Below are 21,356 nucleotides of genomic sequence, written 5' to 3'. Positions count from 1 at the left end.
TACGCCAAGCCTGTCGCACCGTGCACATGAAAGTGATAAACTAGCGCGCAAATTTTTTGCCCTAGCCGAGGATCCTTCCGTGAGTACTGAAAAACCTTCATTAAGCTATAAAGACGCTGGTGTCGACATTGACGCGGGCAATGCCCTTGTTGAGCGTATTAAAGGTGTAACAAAACGGACAAAACGTCCAGAAGTGATGGGCAGCATTGGCGGCTTTGGCGCGCTCTGTGAGCTGCCAACCAAATACAAACAACCGGTATTGGTTTCTGGCACTGACGGCGTAGGTACCAAGTTACGCTTAGCCATTGACCTGAAAAAACACGATACCGTAGGCATCGACTTAGTTGCCATGTGTGTGAATGACCTCATTGTACAAGGTGCGGAGCCGTTATTTTTCCTCGACTACTATGCTACCGGCAAGCTTGAGGTGGATGTCGCCGCCGACGTTGTGACAGGTATTGGCGAAGGTTGTGTGCAAGCCGGCTGTGCGCTGATTGGTGGCGAAACCGCTGAAATGCCAGGTATGTACGAACACGGCGACTATGACATTGCCGGCTTTTGTGTGGGCGTGGTTGAAAAAGACCAAATTATTGACGGCAGCAAAGTTGCCCCAGGTGACGCATTAGTTGCTTTGGCTTCATCGGGCCCGCATTCAAATGGTTATTCATTGGTGCGTAAGATTCTTGAAGTGAGCGGCGTGAACCCTACCGAAGAAATGCTTGACGGTAAGCCGCTAGCCGAGCACTTACTAGCTCCCACCAAAATTTATGTGAAATCGGTATTAGCTTTGCTTGAACAGATTGAAGTTCATGCTATTTCGCATATTACCGGCGGCGGCTTCTGGGAAAACATTCCACGCGTACTGCCTGAATCAGCCAAAGCCGTTATTGACGACAGCAGCTGGGAATGGCCACTCGTGTTTAACTGGTTGCAGCACAACGGCAACGTTACCACCAAAGAAATGTACCGTACCTTCAACTGCGGCGTGGGCTTGATTATGGCGCTACCAGAAGCACAAGCTGAACAGGCCGTAGCCCTATTGCGCGAGCATGGCGAAGACGCTTGGGTTATTGGCTCAGTGGCAGCACGTAACGGTGATGAAGCCCAGGTTGAAATTCATTCATGAAGCGCATTGTTGTTTTAATTAGTGGTTCAGGCACCAATATGCAGGCCATTATTGATGCCTGCCAAGCTGGTAAGGTTGCCGGCAATGTGGTGGCTGTAATCAGCAACAAAGCCGATGTTGGCGGTTTAGAAAAAGCCGCCAATGCGGGCGTGGAAACTGCGGTACTGTCACACAAAGGCTTTGCCACACGCGAAGCTTACGACCTTGAGTTACAGCAACTGGTTGATAGTTTTCAACCTGACTTAGTTGTGCTTGCTGGGTTTATGCGTATTTTGACCGCTGACTTTACCCGCCATTATCACGGTCGCATGCTCAATATTCACCCGTCGTTATTACCTAAATACAAAGGCATCAACACCCACCAACGGGCGTTAGACGCGGGCGACTCTGAGCATGGGGTAAGTGTTCACTTTGTCACCGAAGAGCTTGATGGTGGGCCAGTGATATTGCAAGCCACAGTACCGGTATTTGCCGGCGACACCGCTGCTGACTTGCAGGCCCGCGTGCATACGCAAGAGCATGCTATTTACCCGTTGGTGGTGCAGTGGTTTTGTGCAGAACGATTGCGCCTAACCGACCAAGGCGCTGAACTCGATGGCCAGCTGCTCGGGGCGGCCGGCTACGCCGACGACTAAGGTTACTGTTGAATATGGCTTAACTGCAAAGTGGCAACCTCATCGCCATCTTCGCGTTGAGCCATTTTAACCAACACGTACCCTAATTCAGGGGCAAACCAATAGTCGGTTTCTCGTCGTGAGTTTTCGCGTACACGCTCAACTTTTACCGCAGTTATTTCGCCATATGGCAAGGTGAGTACCTCTTCGCCCACGCGCTGAAAACGCAATTGATCGGCTTGGCCCTTTTCATCAATCACGTTATACACAAATTCAGTTTGTGCCTGGTGTTGCACATCTAAGCGCAATTGCTCCACATTAGCTGCTTCATCCATGCTGTACTGCACAATGTTTACCGCCACCGGTTGCGTTGTATTGCGATTAATCAATTGCTTTTGTTGCCAATCAAATATGCCGCTAAACCCTTTATCGCGCCCAGTGCCGGAGCGTTTATACGCGAATGTTTGGGTTTGAATACGGCCATTTTCAAGCACAAACTCAGACCAAAACCGACGCCTGTCGGATAGAAATAGCAGTGAGATCTCAGTTTCGGTATACAACTTATAAACACCGTCGGTAACCGACAAACTGCGAACTGCTTCGCCGTAGTTGCTACCACCGCGCAACACTTCGTAGCGCGCTTCGTATGGCGTTAACACTGTAGAACTCGGCTCATTCACCATAGCCGAGGCAGCAAAACTAGCGCTGAACAAGGCACCGGTGAGCATTACTCTTAGCAAACCGGCTTGCGTGTTTATTGATCGCAAAAACGTCATAATTCATACCTTCGTTGGTTGCACGACTAGTGCGCAGCGCTTGCACAGTCATCGTGCCAGCGAAATTCTTTGTTTTCAGACCGCACAAATTTAGCAAAGTTTATAATTATTTACCGATTAGACCACTATCAACCGCTGTTTACTCTTGAAAAAAGTGATCAAAACGACTACCCTCAACGTACTGGTCAGACCTCTAAAAAGAACAACGGAGTTAGATAACATGAGCATTGCCTTATGGGTTGTTGCTACCCTTCTTGTCTTGGGTGGTTTTTTGTATTTCCGCAGTTCGTTGCTAGTCACTAGCATCGGCCTTGTGGGTATGTTTGCAATTGGCAGTTGGTTCGACATTGTCGGCCCTGTACTGTGGACGTTGTTAGCCATTGTGTTAATTCCGTTCAACCTTGCTCCATTTCGTCGTGGCGTGTTGTCAAAAGCGCTGCTAGGTATGTACCGCAAAGTCATGCCTGAAATTTCAGAAACAGAAAAAGACGCAATTGACGCCGGCACCACCTGGTGGGAAGGCGAGCTATTCCGTGGCGCCCCGGCGTGGAAGAAACTTCACAGCATTCAAAAGCCAGAACTAAGCGACGAAGAAAAAGCGTTCTTAGAAGGGCCATGTGAAGAAGTTTGCAAATTAATGAACGACTGGGAAGCAACGCACGAGCTAGCAGACATGCCTGAGCACGTGTGGCAATACTTAAAAGACCACAAGTTCTTCGCCATGATCATCAAAAAAGAATATGGCGGCTTAGAGTTTTCAGCTTATGCACAGTCTCGCGTGTTGCAGAAACTTGCCGGCGTAAGCACTATTTTGGCCTCTACTGTGGGTGTACCAAACTCACTAGGTCCAGGCGAGTTATTGCAACACTACGGTACCAAAGAACAGAAAGATTATTACTTGCCGCGCTTAGCGAACGGCCAAGAAATTCCATGTTTTGCATTAACTAGCCCAGAAGCAGGTTCAGATGCTGGTTCAATTCCAGACACCGGTGTCGTTTGCAAAGGCGAATGGGAAGGCAAAGAAATTGTCGGTATTCGTTTAAACTTTAATAAGCGTTATATCACCTTAGCGCCAGTAGCTACTGTACTTGGCTTAGCCTTCAAATTGTCTGACCCTGACAAATTGTTGGGCGACAAAGAAGAACTCGGTATTACTGCGGCATTGATTCCGCATGACACCAAGGGTGTTGAAACCGGTCGTCGCCACTTGCCATTAAATGTACCGTTCCAGAATGGTCCGGTGCGCGGTAAAGATGTGTTCGTTCCATTAGACTACATTATTGGCGGCCCAGAAATGGCCGGCAAAGGTTGGCGCATGCTGGTTGAATGTTTGTCGGTTGGTCGTGCAATTACGCTACCTTCAAACAGTGCTGGTGGCGTGAAGTCTATCGCACTGGCAACCGGTGCTTATGCTTATATTCGCCGTCAGTTCCGTTTGCCTGTTGGTAAAATGGAAGGCGTGCAAGAAGCCATGGCGCGAATTGGTGGTAATGCCTACTTGATGGACGCCGTAACCAGCTTCTCAACCAAAGGTATTGATTTAGGTGAAAAGCCGTCGGTTATTTCAGCTATCGCCAAGTACCACATGACTGAAAAGCTACGTGCCTGTATGGATGACGCCATGGACATTCACGGCGGTAAAGGCATCTGCTTAGGTCCGAATAACTACTTAGGCCGCGGTTACCAGGGTGTACCTGTAGCTATAACCGTAGAAGGCGCGAACATTCTTACCCGTAACTTAATGATTTACGGTCAAGGTGCAATTCGCTGTCATCCTTATGTATTGGAAGAAATGTTGGCTTCAGCAGAAACCAACAAAGAAGGCCTGGTACGCTTCGATAAAGCCATTTGGGGCCATATTGGTTTCGGCATGAGCAACTTTGTACGCTCATTGGTGCTTGGCTTAGGTTTCTGGCGCTTCACTAGCTCGCCGTACAGCGACAGCACGGCGAAATACTACAAGCAAATGAACCGTTTTAGTGCCAACTTGGCGTTATTGTCTGACGTTGCCATGGGTGTGTTAGGTGGTTCATTAAAACGTAAACAACGTATTTCAGCGCGCTTAGGCGACATGCTCAGCTACTTGTTTATTGCTTCTGCCACATTGAAGCGCTTTGAAGACGAAGGCCGTCAGAAAGACGACCTGCCATTAGTGCACTGGGCGTTGCAAGACACCTTGTACAAACTGCAAGAAAGCCAATTGGCGTTGTTGGATAACTTTGGTGCTGTGGGTACAACCATGAAAGCCATTATGTATCCATTTGGCCGTATTGCGAAACGCCCTTCTGACCGTTTAGATAGCAAGGTTGCAAAAATTTTGCTAACGCCAAACGCTAGCCGCGAACGTTTAGGTCAAGGCCAATTCTTAGCGCCAGAAGGTCAGTTTGGTTACCTTGAGCAAACCTTGCGCGACATTATTGCCGCAGAGCCATTGTTTGACCGTGTGCGTAAAGCCGCCAACGATCGCCGCATGCCATTCATGTTCTTGGACAAAGTGGCCGCGAAAGGTAAAGAGCTTGGCGTACTTAGTGACGAAGAAGTGGCGTTACTACAACGCGCGGAACAAGGTCGCTTGCAAGTCATTAACGTTGATGACTTTGCCCATGAAGACCTCATTGCTGGTAAGCATGCCCGTGACGTCGCTTTAGCAGCCGCTGGTAAGCAAAATAACGCTGCCTAAGCGCTAGTTATCGCACAGGTTATGCATTTGACAAGGCCAATCCTCGCGATTGGCCTTTTTTATGTGTACAATTCAGCGCTAATTCGAATTCAACAAAACAACTAAAAGTCGGAAAACAGGAGCAGGAACTGCATGACGCAAGCCTCATCAGCCACCGAAAAACGCGGCGCCTTTACGCGCTTTCTCGATACTGTCGAATGGCTCGGCAACTTACTTCCCCACCCCATTACCTTATTTGCCTTATTCGCAATAGCCGTTGTGGTACTTAGCGGGGTTGCTAGCTATTTTGGCCTAAGCGCTCAAGATCCACGGCCAGGCGGCGAATTAATTGAGGTTGTTAGTTTATTCAATGCCGAAGGCTTACAACGTATTGTTACTGGCTTGGTCACTAACTTTACCGGCTTTACGCCGCTTGGCACCGTACTAGTTGCGTTATTGGGTGTTGGCATTGCAGAGCGTTCAGGTATGCTTTCTGCCGCTATGCGCGGCTTGGTTATGAATGCACACCCTCGCGTTGTGACTGTTGCCGTAGTTTTTGCCGGCGTTATTTCAAACACTGCCGCAGAGCTTGGCTACGTGGTATTAGTGCCGCTGGCCGCCATGATATTCCACTCTTTAGGGCGTCACCCTTTGGCCGGTCTTGCGGCTGCCTTCTCGGGCGTTTCTGCCGGTTATAGCGCGAACTTATTGATTGGCACAGTTGACCCGTTATTGGCAGGTATTACCACCAAAGCGGCAAACCTTATCGATCCAGAATACTACGTTGGCCCCGAAGCCAACTGGTACTTCATGATGATTTCAACGTTCTTAATTGCCATTATGGGCACTTTTGTCACCGAGAAAATTGTTGAGCCAAAACTTGGTAAATACGACCCCAAAGAGGCATCAATTAATTTAAACGAACAAAAAATAGAGTCTTTATCAGCTATTGAGAAAAAAGGCCTTATTGGCGCCGGCTTAAGCTTTTTAGTGTTAGGTGCTTTATTGGCGCTAACTATTGTTCCTGAGTGGGGAATTTTGCGTAACCCTGAAACCGGCGAAGTTGCAGGCTCACCATTTTTGAAAGGCATTGTTGCCTTTATCTTCATAACCTTTGCCATTCCCGGTTATGTTTATGGCCGCATTACCAAAGTTATGCGCACTGACCGCGATGTTATTGACGCCATGTCAGAAAGCATGAGCACAATGGGCATGTACATTGTGCTGGTGTTCTTTGCAGCGCAGTTTGTGGCATTTTTCGGTTGGACGAACTTCGGTAGTATTTTGGCCATTAAAGGCGCTACCTTCTTGCAAGAAGCCGGTTTAACTGGGCCCGCGGTATTTATACTGTTTATTTTAATGTGCGCGTTTGTAAACCTCATGCTGGGCTCTGCGTCAGCTCAATGGGCAATTACCGCACCTATTTTTGTACCTATGCTAATGCTCATTGGCTATGCACCTGAGGTTATTCAGGCGGCCTACCGTATTGGCGACTCGGTAACTAATATTATTACCCCAATGATGAGTTACTTTGGCTTAATACTTGCGGTGGCAGTGCGCTACAAGAAAGACACCGGTATTGGCACCATGATAGCCATGATGTTGCCGTATACCATTATGTTCTTAATTGGTTGGTCCGCACTGTTTTTCTTATGGGTATTCGGTCTCGATATGCCAGTAGGCATTAACACCCCAACTTATTACAACCCGTAGCCCGGCGTTCTACGCCGGGTGGTGCGAAGCACCGTTATCGTTGAACTCGACAATTACGCCGAGGGTGAAGCACCGTTATCGTTGAACTCGACAATTACGCCGAGGGTGAAGCTACGTTATCGTTGAATTCGACAATTACGCCGAGGGTGAAGCTTCGTTATCGTTGAACTCGACAATTACCGTGGCTGAGCCACCACCCGGCGTAAAACGCCGGGCTACAGGTATTGCGTATACGCAATACCTAGCGCCTCAATAAACGGTAAATGGTAACGGCGGTGAGGCCACAACCGCCCATAACAAATACCATAGCTAATGGATGCTGGTGGCCAAGCAGGTTCACCAGCGCCGATATACCGCCTGCAATTAAAAACTGTAAGCTTCCCGTCACGGCCGATGCCGAACCAGCCCGTTCTTGCTGCTCAGCAAGCGCACCAGCCATAGCATTCGGGAAGACCATACCAAGGGTGCTTACATACAGAAATAATGGCACCAGCACGCCAACTAAGCCGACATCATTCCAGCCAGCAATAATCAACAGTACCGAAACCACGCCCAACACCGGCAACGATTTATTCAATATTTTTCGCGAGTCGCGACGCCGTAGTAGCCATGCATTCAATTGCGCCATACCAATAATGCCAATGGCATTCGCACCAAACAGCCAGCTATAGTGCGTTGGCGCCAAACCAAAGTGCTCAATAAACACCAACGGCGAAGCGGTAATATAGGCAAACATGCCCGACTGTGCGATGCCGCCGCTTAGTGAGTAACGCAAGAAATTGGGGTCTTTTAATACCTGCCAATAAATTGGCAAGCTTGAGCGCATACGAATACTACGATTCGGCAGCCGGGTTTCTGGCAAACGCACATGTACCACCGCCAAGCACGCCACGCCCAACGCGGCAACAATGATAAAAATAGCCTGCCAACCAAACGCTGCTGTCACATAAGCGCCCGCAAGCGGTGCTAATATTGGCGCAATACCCATGACCAGTATCAAGAAACTAAATACTTGCGCAGACGCTTGGGGGGTATACAAATCGCGTACCATAGCGCGCGCTATCACCAAACCAGCGCACGAGCCAATAGCTTGCAAAAACCGTAAAACGATTAAGCTTTCAAGGTTAGGCGCATATGCGCAAGCAATAGAAGTACCAATGTATAACGCCAAGCCAAAATACAACGGCGGCTTGCGGCCAAAGCGATCAGACGCAGTGCCATATAGCAATTGACCAATAAACAAGCCCAAGAAAAACGAGGTTAATGACAGTTCCACCCGATTCGACTCGGTCGAAAAGCTTTGCGCTATGTCGCCAAAAGCTGGCAGGTACATATCAATGGACAGTGGGCCGAACGCTGTTAACAGCGCCAGCACCACCACCACTAAATCAAAACGGGCTTTATCGGATACTTGAAATATGGTCATTGAGCGGCCGACTTATAGCGTTTGGTGCTATGTGTGTCTGGCCGTTTTATTGTTTTTGTTTTGCGGGCCCAATCGACAAACGATTGTGCATAGTTCACATAAGTATCGGTGCTGCGTCCAGCAGCAGTAATATCCCCTAATAGCGCCCAGCCATCGTTGCCGGCCGCCAAAAAACTATTAGTCACCATGATGTAAGTTTGCGCTGGTTGAAGTGCTTGCCAGCTATTATCGGACCATACTTCAAGTTCACTCACTCGCTGCCCTTCTGCCGCTGTCATATCGACCGCGAAACGAATACCTGCACCATGCGGGTAAGCACCGTCAGAGCCCCCTGCCGATGTCGCATAAGCCAATGCTTGCTCGAGCACTTGCTTCACCTCAGCGCCGGTAATTTGCATTTCTACCAAGGTATTGGAAAACGGCAGTAAACTATAGACATCGGCTACGGTCAGTGTTCCAGCAGCTATTTCACGTCGCACGCCACCGCCATTTTGTAACGCAAAATCAGCTTGTGGAGTACTTGCTAAGAACGCCTGCGCCACCACTGCATGCGCATCTGAATGTCGACCTACACCGCAGTCTTCGGTTGTTTGTGGGCCCATACGACGCATACACAAACGTTGTTCAACCTGAGCAATTTGTTGCTGAGTTAATTCGTCAATTTTGGTTTGATAATTGGTTAATTCTTGTTTGAGTTGCGGGTGCTCTGAAACTGCCGCAAACTGCGGCAAATTCGCTAGCGCTGCCGGTGCGTCTTCAGCAATTAAAAAGTGTGACTGGCCACCGCAATTGGCAACTACGTCACCTTCGAAAGTAACCGCTAACTCACCAACAACTTGGCTATATTGCCAAGCATGCGCCACACAAACTTGGTCGCCATCGGCATTATTAACGGTCATTGGATATGGCCCAACGGCTGGCAAACCGTAACGGGCATAATCTCCCAACAAGGTGTGCGAGTCGCCACCAATAATAAAATCAACCGCTGGTAGCTTTTCTGCCAATGCCAAGTCGTTTTCATATTGAATGTGGGTTAGCAGACCAATTTTTTCGATGCCTAATTGGCGTAACTCATCAATGTAGTATTTTGCCGTGGTGTACTCATCAGCAAACTCGGTGGTTTTGTCTGGCTGTGACGAGTTTTTGGTTTTCACCGCAATGTCTATGCCAATCACACCGATGCGCTCGCCGCCCACGTCATAAATAGCATATGGCTTAAAGCTGTCCCAGCGAGTTTTAGGCGTTAACGGCGACACCCCAATTTCCGGCTCAACATTCGCGCCGAGCACCACAGTGCCGCAGTCACTTAAGCTTAAAGCATCTAAAAATCGCTTGAGGCCTGCATCACCACTATCAAACTCATGATTACCGAGTTCAAAGGCATCAAAGCAAACTTGGTTCATTAAGGCCGCATCGGCGGCACCATCAAACAAGGTGTAAAAAAGTGTGCCGGTAATAGCATCGCCAGCGTGCAGCGTTAACACATTCGGTTTATTTTTACGTATGGTTTCAATTTGCGTGGCAACGCGGGCAAAGCCGCCGGTTTCAATTTTCAGCTCTTCACCTTGAATTCGCACACTGGTGCCACTAATAGGCAACAAATGAGAGTGGTGATCGTTAATATGCGCAACCGTAAGAGTATAGGGTTGCGGCGTTGACAACTGTGCGCAGCTAACTAAAGCTGCGCAACTTACTAGCGAAACTAACAGGCGTTTCATCACCACTCCAGATGTTTAAGCGTTATTTAACGAGACCAATTTCACGCAAACGTTCCATCAAATAGTCGTCAGAGCTAATTGGGTCAAAACGTTGTGGGTTTTCCTCATTAATGCAACTTTCTAACGGGGTAATCATTACGTCCGGGTTAAAATGCAAGAAAAACGGAATTGAATAACGCGACTTCGAGCTAAATGGCGCCGGCGGATTCACCACGCGATGCGTGGTCGAAGGCAATACACCGTTGGTCATGCGTTGCAGCATATCACCTACGTTACAAATAATGGCGCCTTCAATAATGGTCACCGGAATCCACGAGCCGTCTTTGGCCAGCACTTCTAAGCCAGGCTCACGCGAGCCGACCAGCAACGTCAGTACGTTGATATCTTCATGCGCACCGGCGCGCACTGAAGGTGTGCCTTCATCAATAATTGGTGGGTAGTGTAAGGGGCGAAGAATAGAGTTACCCAAATTCACTTTGTCGTTAAAGAAGTCACGCGGCTGCTTCAAATAAACCGCCAAGGCTTCGAGTACCTGCAAGCCTAATGCGTCTAACGCACGATATAATTTTAGAATTTTCTCTTTAAATTCAGGTAGCTCAGCCGGCCATACGTTGGGTGTTAATTGTGGGAATGGCGGCGTACCTTCTACTTCCCGCCCCACATGCCAGAACTCTTTCAAATCAACGTGCTTGGCGTCTTTCGCTATTTCGGTACCAAATGGCGTATAGCCGCGCGCACCACCACCACCTGGAATGTGATATTTTTTCTTCACGTCTTCCGGTAACGCAAACAACTCACGACATATATCCAGCGCGTTATCAATGAGCTGCTGGTCGATACCATGCTTGGTTAAAGCAACAAAACCGTTCGCTTCGTACCCTTCGCCCACATGCTGTGCGAACGCGTTAAAGTCTTGGCCATACAGGCTCATATCAATATGTGGTATGGATTTCATGAATCGTTTGTTCCCGACAATAAGTGTGAAAATAGGCGCCTATGCTAAGTATTTTAGCCTGTCTAGACAAGGGTAAATCTTGAGTAAACCGCCTTTTGTTTACAATTTAAGGTTGCTACCGTTATTTGCAGATTTTAGCAAAAAGTGAGGTATATCACGATGACATTGCAAGTACGTATTTTATCAGCAGCCATGGCAACGGTAACGTTAGCTTCTGCAAGCCTAGTTTCCACCTCGGCATTGGCGCAACAGCAACAAACGCAGCAGCCAACACGTGGTCATAGTGCCTATAACTATATTGGCGCAGCCGTTGCGGATCACGACGGTGGCGATAGCATTCTACTAGAAGGCTCATATGAATTTAAGTCTCCTTATTTTGTCAGTGGCTATTACCGTAACTTCGACAATGATTTCGGTAGCAGCAATGACGTTATTGCCGCTAAGCTAGGTCGTTATTTTTGGTTAAGCCAAGGGCTAACCGCGGACGCTGGTTTACGCATGGGCCATGTTGATTTTGGCCGAAATGACACTGGTTTTTGGGGAGTTGAAGCGAACCTGCGACAGCGCATTGAACAGTTCGAATTTTATGGCGGCTTAGGCTGGGTTGATTATTTCGACGCGGGTTCGGACAACCAGTATCAATTTGGTGTGAATTACTACATTAATTCAGATGTTTCGGTTGGTGTAGGCTATCAAGATAGCGAATTTGGTGACGGTGTTCGCTTGCGTGGTAGTTATCACTTTTAAATAAATCAGGTATGCTGTGGCTCACTAACCGTTGTACCGGAGAGATGTGATGCCACAGCTGCCTAGTTTCATTCAAATGTATCGCGAACTTATCGCGCTTCCTTCCGTTTCCTGCCTCGACCCAAGTTGGGACACCAGCAATAGAGCCGTCATCGAAAAGCTTGCTATTTGGTTAGAAAGCTTAGGTTTTCAAATTGATATTCACGAGCTTGATCGCCAACCCGGTAAATACAATTTACTGGCACACTTTGTTCCCGAAGGCGCTTGTGAAGGCGGTTTATTATTAGCTGGCCATACCGACACTGTGCCATGGGATGAAGGTCGCTGGACTCAAGACCCGTTTAAATTACGTGAGGACAATGGTCGTTTGTACGGGCTGGGCAGTGCCGATATGAAAGGCTTCTTCGCATTCGTGTTAGAAGCATTGCGAAATATTGATTTAACGACCCTAACTAAGCCTCTGTATATTTTGGCCACAGCCGACGAAGAAACCACTATGGCAGGGGCACGCGAGTTAGATGCATTTGGCCACTTAAAACCTGAGTTTGCCATTATTGGTGAGCCGACCTCGATGACGCCAGTAACTGCGCACAAAGGCCATTTAACTGAAGCTGTGCGGGTTACAGGTAAATCTGGCCATAGTTCAAATCCGGCCGGCGGTGTGAATGCTATTGAAATTATGCACGACGTCATCACCGAGCTGCGAACTGTGCAGCAAGAATTTCAGCAACGTTTCAATGATGCCACCTTTGAAGTGCCATACCCCACCTTAAATTTCGGTGCCATACATGGCGGTGACGCTGCCAATCGAATTTGTGCCTGCTGTGAATTGCACATTGATATGCGTCCGCTGCCGGGCATGAATATTGACGATATGTACGGCATTATTGACGAACGCCTGCGTGAAGTGAAAGCTAAATACCCGGGCGCTGTCTGCTTACAACATATGCACGAACCCATTCCCGGCTATCGCTGTGATAATGACTCAGACATTGTGCAATTAGCTCATGGCTTAACCGGCAATGCCCCAGAAGTTGCAAACTACTGCACTGAAGCACCATTTGTGCAGGGGCTCGGCTGTCAAACAATTATCATGGGGCCTGGTAATATTGCCCAAGCCCATCAGCCCGACGAGTATATTCAAATTGACGAAATAGCGCCTGCACAGAATCAAATTCGCAATTTAATTCGTACTATTTGTCAGGCGTAGCTAGCAGCCGAGCAACTGGCCCAAAACTTTTGCGGTGTATCGGGCAGGGGCCATGCTCTGTGAGCGCAGACAAATGGGCTTTTGTTGGGTAGGCCTTATGTTTGGCAAAATCGTATTCTGGGTAAAGCGCGTGCCATTCGAGCATTTGCCGGTCGCGCTCCACTTTCGCCAAAATTGATGCTGCACCAATACAAGCCTCTAACGCATCGCCGCCAACAATTGCCTCAGCGGGCACATGCAATTGCGGCAACTTATTACCGTCCACTAGAACCTTACTTGGGCTAACCGGCAATGCTTCAACCGCACGCTTCATAGACAGTAGCGAGGCCTGTAAAATATTAATTGCATCTATTTCTTCTGCATCGCATTGCGCAATGGCCCAATAAAGCGCTTTTTGCTTTATTTCTTCGCTTAGTGCTAAGCGCTTTTTTTCAGACAGTTTTTTTGAATCATTAATGCCAGCAATTGGGTTATTCGGGTCTAAAATTACCGCTGCCGCCACTACCGGCCCTGCAATTGGGCCTCGCCCAGCTTCATCAGTTCCACAAATCATCGGTTTTCATCTTGTTGTTGTCGGTTGATGCGTTATGATACTTTCGTCTTAATCATAATAACAATACAACAAGGGGTTTCCTCATGTCTGGTTCGCAAGAATCGTCCACACTTCTGAATCGTATACTCGATAAAGTTGAAAAAGTGGGCAACAAACTTCCTGACCCAGCGGTCATGTTTTTTGGATTACTCATTATCGTTTGGGTGTTCAGTTTTTTACTCTCGGGCATTGAATTCGACGCGGTTCATCCGCTAACTAACGAAAACGTTGGCATTACCAACTTGTTAGCTGGCGATCAAATGGCCGACTTTCTTGCCAACATGGTTGGCACCTTTATGGGCTTTGCGCCCTTGGGTGTGGTGCTAGTTGCCATGTTAGGCGTTGGCGTAGCCGAGCGTAGTGGCTTCATCAATGTGGCTATTAAGCTCATGCTTAACGTCACGCCAAAAATGTTACTTACGCCAGTGTTAATTTTAGTAGCTATTGTTAGTCATACCGCAGTTGATGCCGGCTACGTATTGGTTATTCCATTAGGCGGCGTTATTTTCTTTGCTGCTGGGCGTCATCCTTTGGCGGGTATTGCGGCTGCTTTCGCCGGTGTTTCCGGTGGTTTTAGTGCCAACTTTGTGCCTTCTGCCATTGACCCATTACTGCAAGGCTTTACCCAAAGCGCAGCCCAAATTCTTGACCCTGCTATTCAGTTAAACCCGCTAAACAACTACTTCTTCACCGCGGCGTCGTCTGTGGTAGTGGTGCTAGTGGGTTGGTATTTGACTGACCGTGTTATTGAGCCGCGTTTGCAAAAAAATGCCACCATTGATGGCGATCAAGAAGATATGCCGGTACTTGATGACGTAACACCGCGCGACCGTAAGGCATTTTATGCGGGCGTATTGACTATGGTATTTGGCCTAGTTGCACTATATTTTGCTGCTAGCGCTGAAAATACACCATTGGCCGATGCAACAGGTGAGCTCGCTTCGTTTACCGCGCCACTGATGCAAATGATTGTGCCACTTATCTTCTTGCTGTTTATTATTCCAGGCATTGTGCATGGCTTTATTTCTGGCAGCTTTAAGAACTCACAAGACGTGGTTGGCGCTATGACCAAGTCTATGGAGGGCATGGCCTACTATATGGTCATGGCGTTCTTCTGTGCCTTATTTATCAAAGCCTTTGGCGACTCTAACTTAGGTACCTTACTATCCATTAAAGGCGCGCAATTCTTAAGCTCGTTGCAGCTCTCAGGTGGCGTCACTATGGTTGGTATTATTATCTTGGTGGCCTTTATTAACCTATTTATTGGTTCAGCTTCGGCCAAATGGGCGCTTATTTCGCCAATATTTGTCCCTATGCTCATGCAATTAGGCTACTCACCAGATCTAACCCAAGCCGCTTATCGCGTGGGTGACTCAATTAGTAACATTATTACCCCACTATTGCCTTACTTCCCATTAGTGGTGCTGTATTGCCAGCGCTACGTGAAGGGCACGGGTATTGGTTCTCTAGTGGCCATGATGTTGCCGTTTACGGTGAGCTTATTAGTGATTTGGTCAGCTTTCTTGATCATCTACTGGATGATTGGCATTCCGCTTGGTTTCCAAGCGAATTATGTTTATCCCGCAGGATAATCTAAATGACCTACTTTCAAGGTAAAACTGTTTGGCTAACCGGTGCCTCTTCGGGCATCGGTTTAGCCATGGCTGAGCAATTGGCAGAGGCCGGTGCTCATCTTATTCTAACCTCACGCCGCGCTGAGGCGCTTGAACAAGTGCGTTTATCGCTGGCTCATCCAGAGCGTCACCGGGTGCTTGCACTTGACTTAAGCCAGCCTGAAACTGCCGCCCAACAAGCGCAAGCGCAGCTTGGCGATCAAGTCATCGATATCTTAATTAATAACGCTGGCGTGTCGCAGCGCTCGCTAATTTTAGACACCGATATGGCCGTTTACCGGCAACTAATGGAAATTGATTATTTCGGCGTTATCGCGTTAACCAAATTGGTGTTGCCACGCATGGTTGAGCGCCGTTCGGGGCATATTGTCACGGTTTCAAGTGTGGCTGGCAAAGTCGGCACAAAGCTGCGTAGTGGCTACAATGGCGCCAAATTTGGTGTTATTGGTTTTATGGACTCGCTACGGGCCGAAATGAAGCAACATGAACTTGTAGTGACCTCCATTTTACCTGGGTTTATCAATACACAAGTTGCACATAACTCATTAACCGGTGACGGCTCTGCGTTAGGACACGAAGACCCTGACAATGCCGGCGGTATTTCGGCCGAAGCATGCGCTCGTCAATCGCTGCAGGCTATTGCGAAACAAAAAGCCGAGGTTGTTGTGGGCTCTGGCGTGTCAAAGCTAGCCCCTTTCTTACAACGCTTTTTTCCAGGTTTAGTGCGCCGTATGGTGGCTAACCGTTAGTATTATCAGCTTGATAAATTGAAAGGCGGTTGCGGCCGCCTTTTTTCGCTTGATAAAGCATTCTATCGGCAAGTTTTAACAACTGCTGCGCATCGCTGTTCATAGCTGATTGGCTGCTTACTAAGCCAATACTTACCGTTACTCGCGCGTCATCGCTCACTTCTGGTATCGCTAACTGCTCGACCATTAATCGAATACGTTCGAGAATTTTTGCCGCCTGAGCTTGTGTCGTGTCTGGAAAAATAATGGCAAACTCCTCGCCTCCCCACCTTGCCACTAAGTCAACTTCGCGTGCATTGGCTGCTATCACCTGCGCCACCTGCGTTAAAATAATATCACCGCCAGCGTGCAGGTATTTGTCGTTGATCGCTTTAAAATAATCGAGGTCAAGCAAACCAACAGACAATGGCGTTTGGTGCCGCGTGCTGTTTTTCACTTCCAACGCTAAACGCTGGTCAAATGCGCGACGGTTTGCCAACCCAGTTAATGGGTCTGTTAGTGCAAGTTGCTCTAATTTAAGAGTTTGCTGATGAACCATGGCTTGCAAGCGTACACGCGTTTTTTCAAGCTGACGAATACGCCAATGGACAATTCCGCCCACTAGAGCGATAAACGCAATAGCAAAAATAAACCAAAACCATGGCCGTTGATAAAAATAGGCTGCTTTTGAAAAGCTAAACTCAGTTGGCTGCGACCAATTTTCACCTGGGTAGCGCGTACGAACCGCAAAACGGTAATCACCAGGTGGCAGTGCAGTATATTCAGTGGTTAAGTTATCTTCGCGGTCTCGCCATTGTGTGTCATAACCGTACATACGAACTTGATACTCAATTTGCTCCGGCATTTGATAACCAAGCGCGACATAATTAAATGCCGTGCGGGTATTATTTGCGGGTAGTTCTGCACCCAACTCAAGCAGCCCATAATCATGGCTAACAGACTCAATGACTGGAGCCGGAGCTGAATTTTCATGGGCGTTGTATTGGCTTGGGTCAACGCGAATGGCACCAACCGCAGAGGCGAACCAAAGATGGCCTTGCGTATCTAACGCCGACGCTAAACCGCCAGTTGTTATTTGCCGACTTTTCATGCCATCGGCTTCGGAAAATAACTTATGAGTAACCAACTGAATATCGCCGCTTAACCACTGTTCAAGTTGCTCAGCGCCGACGCGAATAATTCCCCGCGAGCCGCCTAGCCATAAATTGGCTTGCGCATCGAAATTTATCGTAAATACTTTCTCAAACGGCAGCCCTTGTTGGCGCCCCAACCAATGCCATGTGCCACTGGTTAAGTCACGAGTAAGCACGCCGTTATCGGTCGCTAACCATAATCGTTGCTGGTGAACAATACCTGAAAAGATATTTCGCGCACGGGTAAACGAAGCTAAATCAACTGGTTCAGGCTTCCACTCAAAACGCGTCGGTGTTGCTTTAAAGTACGTTAATGTTGATGTTGAACTCACCCACAAGTCGCCACCTGGCGCCAATGTTAACGAATGAACAAAATCAGAAGCCATGCCGTCAGCGGTGGTATAGTGTTTTACAATAACAAATTGGCCGTTTCGCACCTGGGTTAAATAAAGCCCACTAGGTGTGCCAACAAGCACATAATTACTGTTTGGAATAGGTTTAACCACACGAATTTCATTTAACTCAAGACCACTGTTACGGTTTAACTGGGCTGTAATTCTGCCATCTTGCAGTTGCAATACACCTTCGGTATAAGAGCCTACATACAGACGGTTGGCGTCGTCTGAGGCAATAGAAAGTACAGATAGTGCTTGTAAACGTGGTTGTTGATCTAAGCCAATAAAACGGCCATTTTTGCGATAACTTAGGCCATCATTGGTGCCTACCCAAATCATGCCATTGTTATCAACATGAACCGAACGCGCGTAGGCGCCCTTTAACCCATGATGGGGTGTGAAACTGGTAAATAATGCAGCGCGAAATTGGGCAAAGCCACCGTGAGTAGATACCCACATGTTGTTTTCCCGGTCACGAAAAATATCAAGTACATGTGAGTTTGGTAGCCCTTGATCAACACTCAGCCATTCTTGTTGATCGGCGCAGAGTCGGCCGACACCGTATTCAAATGTTCCCACCCATAAACAGCCTTCCGGCCCCTCAGTAATTGCAGTTATAGGGCCTTTCACTGCAACCGGCCAAGGCTTAAATTCGCCCGATGATTGCTGAATAAAAAGTCCATCGTCGCTTGATACGGCTATACGACCATCTTGCAACTGCCGAATTTCACGAATTTGCGCTGTGGGAAGCTCATTTACTTTGGTAAAGCGCTCAGTACTTGGTTCAAATACCGCAAGCCCCCCGCGCGTGCCGGCCCAAATTTGTTGTTGATTATTGGCATCAGAAACCAGCGCTATACGTATCGTTGTATTATCGGGTAGCCCTTTGGTTACATCGAAAAGCTCTACTTCTCCGCGGCTATCAAGCCGGTATACTCCGGCACTGGTCGCTACCCACAGGCGCTGCAAGTCATCAACCACCGTTTCATAAGCATAGCCACGGCCAAATTGATAAGGCCGCCATTGTTGGCCGTTAAAAAACACCACCCCACCGCGGGGGCCAGCAACAATCATGTCACCCGTGTTCGGGTGAACATGAATATCAAGGGCTCCAGCTTCTGGCATCTGAGTTATTTGAATATCATCAAATACTGTGAATTCGCGGCCGTTATAGCGAACAGGGCCTTCCCAAGTGGCTAACCATAAATAGCCGTCTGCTGATTGTGTTATTGCGTTGACGGAGTTGTGCGGTAAGCCATGCGCAGTAGTCCAGGTGCGCATGGCATATTCATTTAATGGCTTAACGGTTTTCGCAGTGGCTTGGCTCGGCGTCAATAAACTGTGTAACAAGATTAGCTGTATAAACCACAGTGTTGCACTGAGCTTTTTCATGTTGCGAAACTATCCTTGTGGTGTAAATATGAACTCAGGTTCACCCAAGCTTCACTAAGTCAACCTGAGCTAAAGCCTCGAGCTCTGGTTTGGCGAAATAATAACCTTGAAATAAGTGTATGCCGATGTCACGAAGGCAGTCTAGTTCTTCTTTGGTTTCAATGCCTTCAGCTAATAACTGGGTGCCCTGTAAAGCGCATTGTTTCAGTGCTTCAATAACGACCGTTTGTTTTTCTGGGTGTACATTAATATCGCGAATAAGCGCCATATCAAGCTTTAAAATGTCTGGTCGCAAATCAATAAGCCAGTCAATGCGGGCAAAGCCGGAACCATAATCATCAATAGCTGTTTTAAAACCACGCTTAGAATAACTACTGAAGATATTCTGCAAGTGGTTTTTATCAAGAATTTGCTCGCTTTCTGTCACTTCGAAAACCAGCTTGGTTAAATCAAAGCCGTATAAATCAGCTGCTTCAATGGTCGCCTTAATGCAGGTTTCTGGGCTGTAAACCGCGTTAGGTAAAAAATTAATATTTAAATAGGCATCACACCCCAGGCGAGCAGCTGTTTCTATTGCTTTTACCCGACAGGCTTGATCAAAATAATAGCGATTGTCTTCATTCACACGCTCGAATACCCAGCCTGCGCCCTGCCCTTCGGGCCCGCGCACCAACGCTTCGTAGGCAACTATTTCTTGCTTTTTTACATCAACAATCGGCTGAAATGCCATGCGTATTTCAAAGCCTAGCGACTGCCCACTTAAGCAGTCCATGCAGGTTTGTTGTTTAATTGAATCAGGAAAATCCATGTGCCGCCTTTATTATTTTTTTACCAATTTAATTATATCGGCGTGATATAGCAAATCTTAAGGCTTTCGGATCATAAAAAAGGCCGCTTACGCGGCCTTTGAAGATTAACTCATATGAATCAACATACTGGTGGGGTCTTCCAAAAACTCTTGCCAGAGCTTATTGAAACGAGCAATGGTGCCGCCGTCAATAATACGGTGGTCGCCCGACCAACTTGCGGTCATTATCTTACGCGCCACAACATTGCCGTTGGCGTCAAAACGCGGTAACTCTTGCACTTTACCTAACGCAACAATGGCCGCTTCTGGCTTGTTTATAATTGGGGTGGCGACCGTGCCGCCAATAACGCCAATATTCGAGATAGAAATCGTTCCACCTTTCATATCGTCTTGCGCCACTCGGCCTTCGCGAGCCGCTTGGGTTAAACGCGTTACTTCTTGCGCAACTTCGATAATGCTCTTGTTTTGTACCTGCTTAATATTCGGCACTAACAAGCCAATTTTGGTATCCACTGCCATACCAATATTGTGATCGTCAAAGTACGTAATTTCAGTGCAATCGTCGTTTACCTGAGCGTTCATGATTGGGAACTCTTTCAAGGCTAACGACAAGGCTTTAATGAAAAACGGCATCATGGTAATGCGTACGCCTTTGTCCGCATACTTTTCCTTGAGCTGTTTTTGCAGCGCCATCACGTTAGTCAAGTCGAATTCGTCAGCATAAGTAAAGTGCGGAATGGTGCTAACCGACTTCATCATCTGCTTCGCCATCGCCGCCTTCACGCCACGAATCGTCTCAGTACGAGTCCCACCAACAGCAGAGCTAGAACCGCGCTGAGTGTCAGAGCCAGCTTTAGCTGGGTCTGACACCCCTCTCGAGTCTTTAGATGCCGATACGGCAGAGCCAGACGCGAAGCTTTCAACATCCTCTTTCATTACCCGCCCTTTAGCGCCAGAACCAGCCACTTGGCTAATATCGACGTCTAATTCACGAGCACGGCGGCGCACCGCTGGGCTAGCAATAGCTTTACCTTGACGCGCAGTAGCAGGTGCTTCAGCTCGGCCCGCTTCTGGCTTAGCTGCGTCCGCTGATGCCTTGGCCGCAGTCGATTCGTTCGCCGCTGGCTGCGCAGCTTCGCTTGAGCCACCCGCTACACGAACAGCAAACAACGGCTCATGTACTTTGGCAATATCGCCCTTAGCGTAGTATAGCTTTTCAACCACACCATTTTCTTTGGCCGGAATTTGTACCAAAGCTTTATCAGTCATTACATCAACAACGGGCTGATCTTCTTCAATGGTGTCGCCTTCTTTGACTTGCCATTCAACAATTTCACATTCAACAATACCTTCACCAATGTCTGGCAAAATAAAGTCGGTGACGGTGCTATCCGCTTGCTTATTTTCGGTTTGCGCTGCCGCAACTGGCTGTGTCGCTTTTGGTTCTAATGCTTCTGATGCACTCGAATCACCAGAATCAATCGCAAACAATGGCTCATGTACCTTGGCGATATCGCCTTTTGCGTAGTAGAGCTTGGCGACAACACCGTCTTCTTTGGCGGGAATTTGCACCAAAGCTTTATCGGTCATTACGTCAACCACAGGCTGATCTTCTTTAATGCTATCGCCTTCTTGCACCAACCACTCGACGATTTCGCATTCGACAATCCCTTCGCCGATGTCCGGTAAGATAAAATCTTTACTCATTG

At 47.9% G+C, this 21,356-nt stretch carries 16 protein-coding genes; 8 read left to right on the top strand and 8 right to left on the bottom strand.

Features of this window, described 5'->3' with window-relative positions:
• The first annotated feature begins 79 nt into the window (after nucleotides 1–79).
• Together purM and purN are read left to right on the top strand one after the other, a co-directional pair.
• Nucleotides 80–1,126 (top strand): phosphoribosylformylglycinamidine cyclo-ligase, encoded by a 1,047-nt coding sequence (gene purM, locus ASC40_RS05055; protein WP_055438846.1) that lies wholly within the window; start codon nucleotides 80–82, stop codon nucleotides 1,124–1,126.
• Entirely contained in the window at nucleotides 1,123–1,761 is a 639-nt protein-coding gene (gene purN / locus ASC40_RS05050) for a phosphoribosylglycinamide formyltransferase (protein ID WP_055438690.1), read from the top strand. The genes purM and purN overlap by 4 nt, the downstream gene beginning before the upstream one ends.
• A 2-nt stretch (nucleotides 1,762–1,763) precedes the next feature.
• Here purN and ASC40_RS05045 read toward each other — a convergent pair whose 3' ends face one another.
• Complete coding sequence (locus ASC40_RS05045; RefSeq protein ID WP_055438689.1) at nucleotides 1,764–2,516, bottom strand: DUF3108 domain-containing protein; 753 nt, start codon at nucleotides 2,514–2,516, stop codon at nucleotides 1,764–1,766.
• 220 nt (nucleotides 2,517–2,736) lie between these two features.
• Here ASC40_RS05045 and fadE point away from each other — a divergent pair, with 220 nt between their 5' ends.
• Nucleotides 2,737–5,196 (top strand): acyl-CoA dehydrogenase FadE, encoded by a 2,460-nt coding sequence (gene fadE, locus ASC40_RS05040; RefSeq protein WP_055438688.1) that lies wholly within the window; start codon nucleotides 2,737–2,739, stop codon nucleotides 5,194–5,196.
• Between the two features lie 132 nt (nucleotides 5,197–5,328).
• On the top strand, nucleotides 5,329–6,888 hold the full coding sequence (locus ASC40_RS05035; RefSeq protein WP_055438687.1) for an AbgT family transporter: 1,560 nt from the start codon (nucleotides 5,329–5,331) through the stop codon (nucleotides 6,886–6,888).
• A gap of 241 nt (nucleotides 6,889–7,129) precedes the next feature.
• Here ASC40_RS05035 and ASC40_RS05030 read toward each other — a convergent pair whose 3' ends face one another.
• The 3 genes from ASC40_RS05030 to ASC40_RS05020 are packed head-to-tail and all read right to left on the bottom strand — an operon-like array spanning nucleotide 7,130 to nucleotide 10,987.
• Nucleotides 7,130–8,314, bottom strand: a complete 1,185-nt coding sequence (locus ASC40_RS05030; protein WP_055438686.1) for a multidrug effflux MFS transporter — start codon at nucleotides 8,312–8,314, stop codon at nucleotides 7,130–7,132.
• The gene (locus ASC40_RS05025; protein ID WP_055438685.1) at nucleotides 8,311–10,032 is read right to left on the bottom strand and encodes a bifunctional metallophosphatase/5'-nucleotidase; all 1,722 of its coding nucleotides are present in this window, start codon (nucleotides 10,030–10,032) and stop codon (nucleotides 8,311–8,313) included. Before ASC40_RS05025 ends, ASC40_RS05030 begins: the two co-directional genes overlap by 4 nt.
• Nucleotides 10,033–10,054: 22 nt before the next feature.
• Nucleotides 10,055–10,987, bottom strand: a complete 933-nt coding sequence (locus ASC40_RS05020; RefSeq protein ID WP_055438684.1) for an isopenicillin N synthase family dioxygenase — start codon at nucleotides 10,985–10,987, stop codon at nucleotides 10,055–10,057.
• A 159-nt stretch (nucleotides 10,988–11,146) separates the two neighbouring features.
• On the opposite strand from ASC40_RS05020, the gene ASC40_RS05015 reads away from it, so the two are divergent.
• On the top strand, nucleotides 11,147–11,734 hold the full coding sequence (locus ASC40_RS05015) for a hypothetical protein (protein ID WP_055438683.1): 588 nt from the start codon (nucleotides 11,147–11,149) through the stop codon (nucleotides 11,732–11,734).
• A 49-nt stretch (nucleotides 11,735–11,783) separates the two neighbouring features.
• Nucleotides 11,784–12,944 (top strand): acetylornithine deacetylase, encoded by a 1,161-nt coding sequence (gene argE, locus ASC40_RS05010; RefSeq protein WP_055438682.1) that lies wholly within the window; start codon nucleotides 11,784–11,786, stop codon nucleotides 12,942–12,944.
• Here argE and rnhB read toward each other — a convergent pair.
• Nucleotides 12,928–13,497, bottom strand: a complete 570-nt coding sequence (rnhB, locus tag ASC40_RS05005) for a ribonuclease HII (protein WP_055438681.1) — start codon at nucleotides 13,495–13,497, stop codon at nucleotides 12,928–12,930. The genes argE and rnhB overlap by 17 nt on opposite strands.
• A gap of 83 nt (nucleotides 13,498–13,580) precedes the next feature.
• Between rnhB and ASC40_RS05000 the strand changes: the two genes are divergently transcribed.
• Nucleotides 13,581–15,128 (top strand): AbgT family transporter, encoded by a 1,548-nt coding sequence (locus tag ASC40_RS05000; protein WP_072243385.1) that lies wholly within the window; start codon nucleotides 13,581–13,583, stop codon nucleotides 15,126–15,128.
• Between the two features lie 5 nt (nucleotides 15,129–15,133).
• On the top strand, nucleotides 15,134–15,919 hold the full coding sequence (locus tag ASC40_RS04995) for an SDR family oxidoreductase (RefSeq protein ID WP_055438680.1): 786 nt from the start codon (nucleotides 15,134–15,136) through the stop codon (nucleotides 15,917–15,919).
• On the opposite strand, the gene ASC40_RS04990 is transcribed toward ASC40_RS04995, so the two are convergent.
• The 3 genes from ASC40_RS04990 to ASC40_RS04980 form a co-directional block, all read right to left on the bottom strand.
• Nucleotides 15,909–18,839: a ligand-binding sensor domain-containing diguanylate cyclase gene (locus ASC40_RS04990; protein ID WP_055438679.1), complete on the bottom strand. Its 2,931-nt coding sequence runs from the start codon at nucleotides 18,837–18,839 to the stop codon at nucleotides 15,909–15,911. The genes ASC40_RS04995 and ASC40_RS04990 overlap by 11 nt on opposite strands.
• A 40-nt stretch (nucleotides 18,840–18,879) precedes the next feature.
• Nucleotides 18,880–19,647: an EAL domain-containing protein gene (locus ASC40_RS04985; RefSeq protein WP_055438678.1), complete on the bottom strand. Its 768-nt coding sequence runs from the start codon at nucleotides 19,645–19,647 to the stop codon at nucleotides 18,880–18,882.
• Nucleotides 19,648–19,752: 105 nt separating this feature from the next.
• The gene (locus ASC40_RS04980) at nucleotides 19,753–21,354 is read right to left on the bottom strand and encodes a dihydrolipoyllysine-residue acetyltransferase (RefSeq protein ID WP_055438677.1); all 1,602 of its coding nucleotides are present in this window, start codon (nucleotides 21,352–21,354) and stop codon (nucleotides 19,753–19,755) included.
• Between the last annotated feature and the right edge of the window lie 2 nt (nucleotides 21,355–21,356).

The sequence above is a fragment of the Pseudidiomarina woesei genome, from assembly GCF_001418345.1.
In the GTDB taxonomy this organism is placed as follows: domain Bacteria; phylum Pseudomonadota; class Gammaproteobacteria; order Enterobacterales; family Alteromonadaceae; genus Pseudidiomarina; species Pseudidiomarina woesei.
The sequence above is the reverse complement of the archived record's forward strand: the minus strand, read 5'-3'. Positions and strand labels throughout refer to the sequence as shown.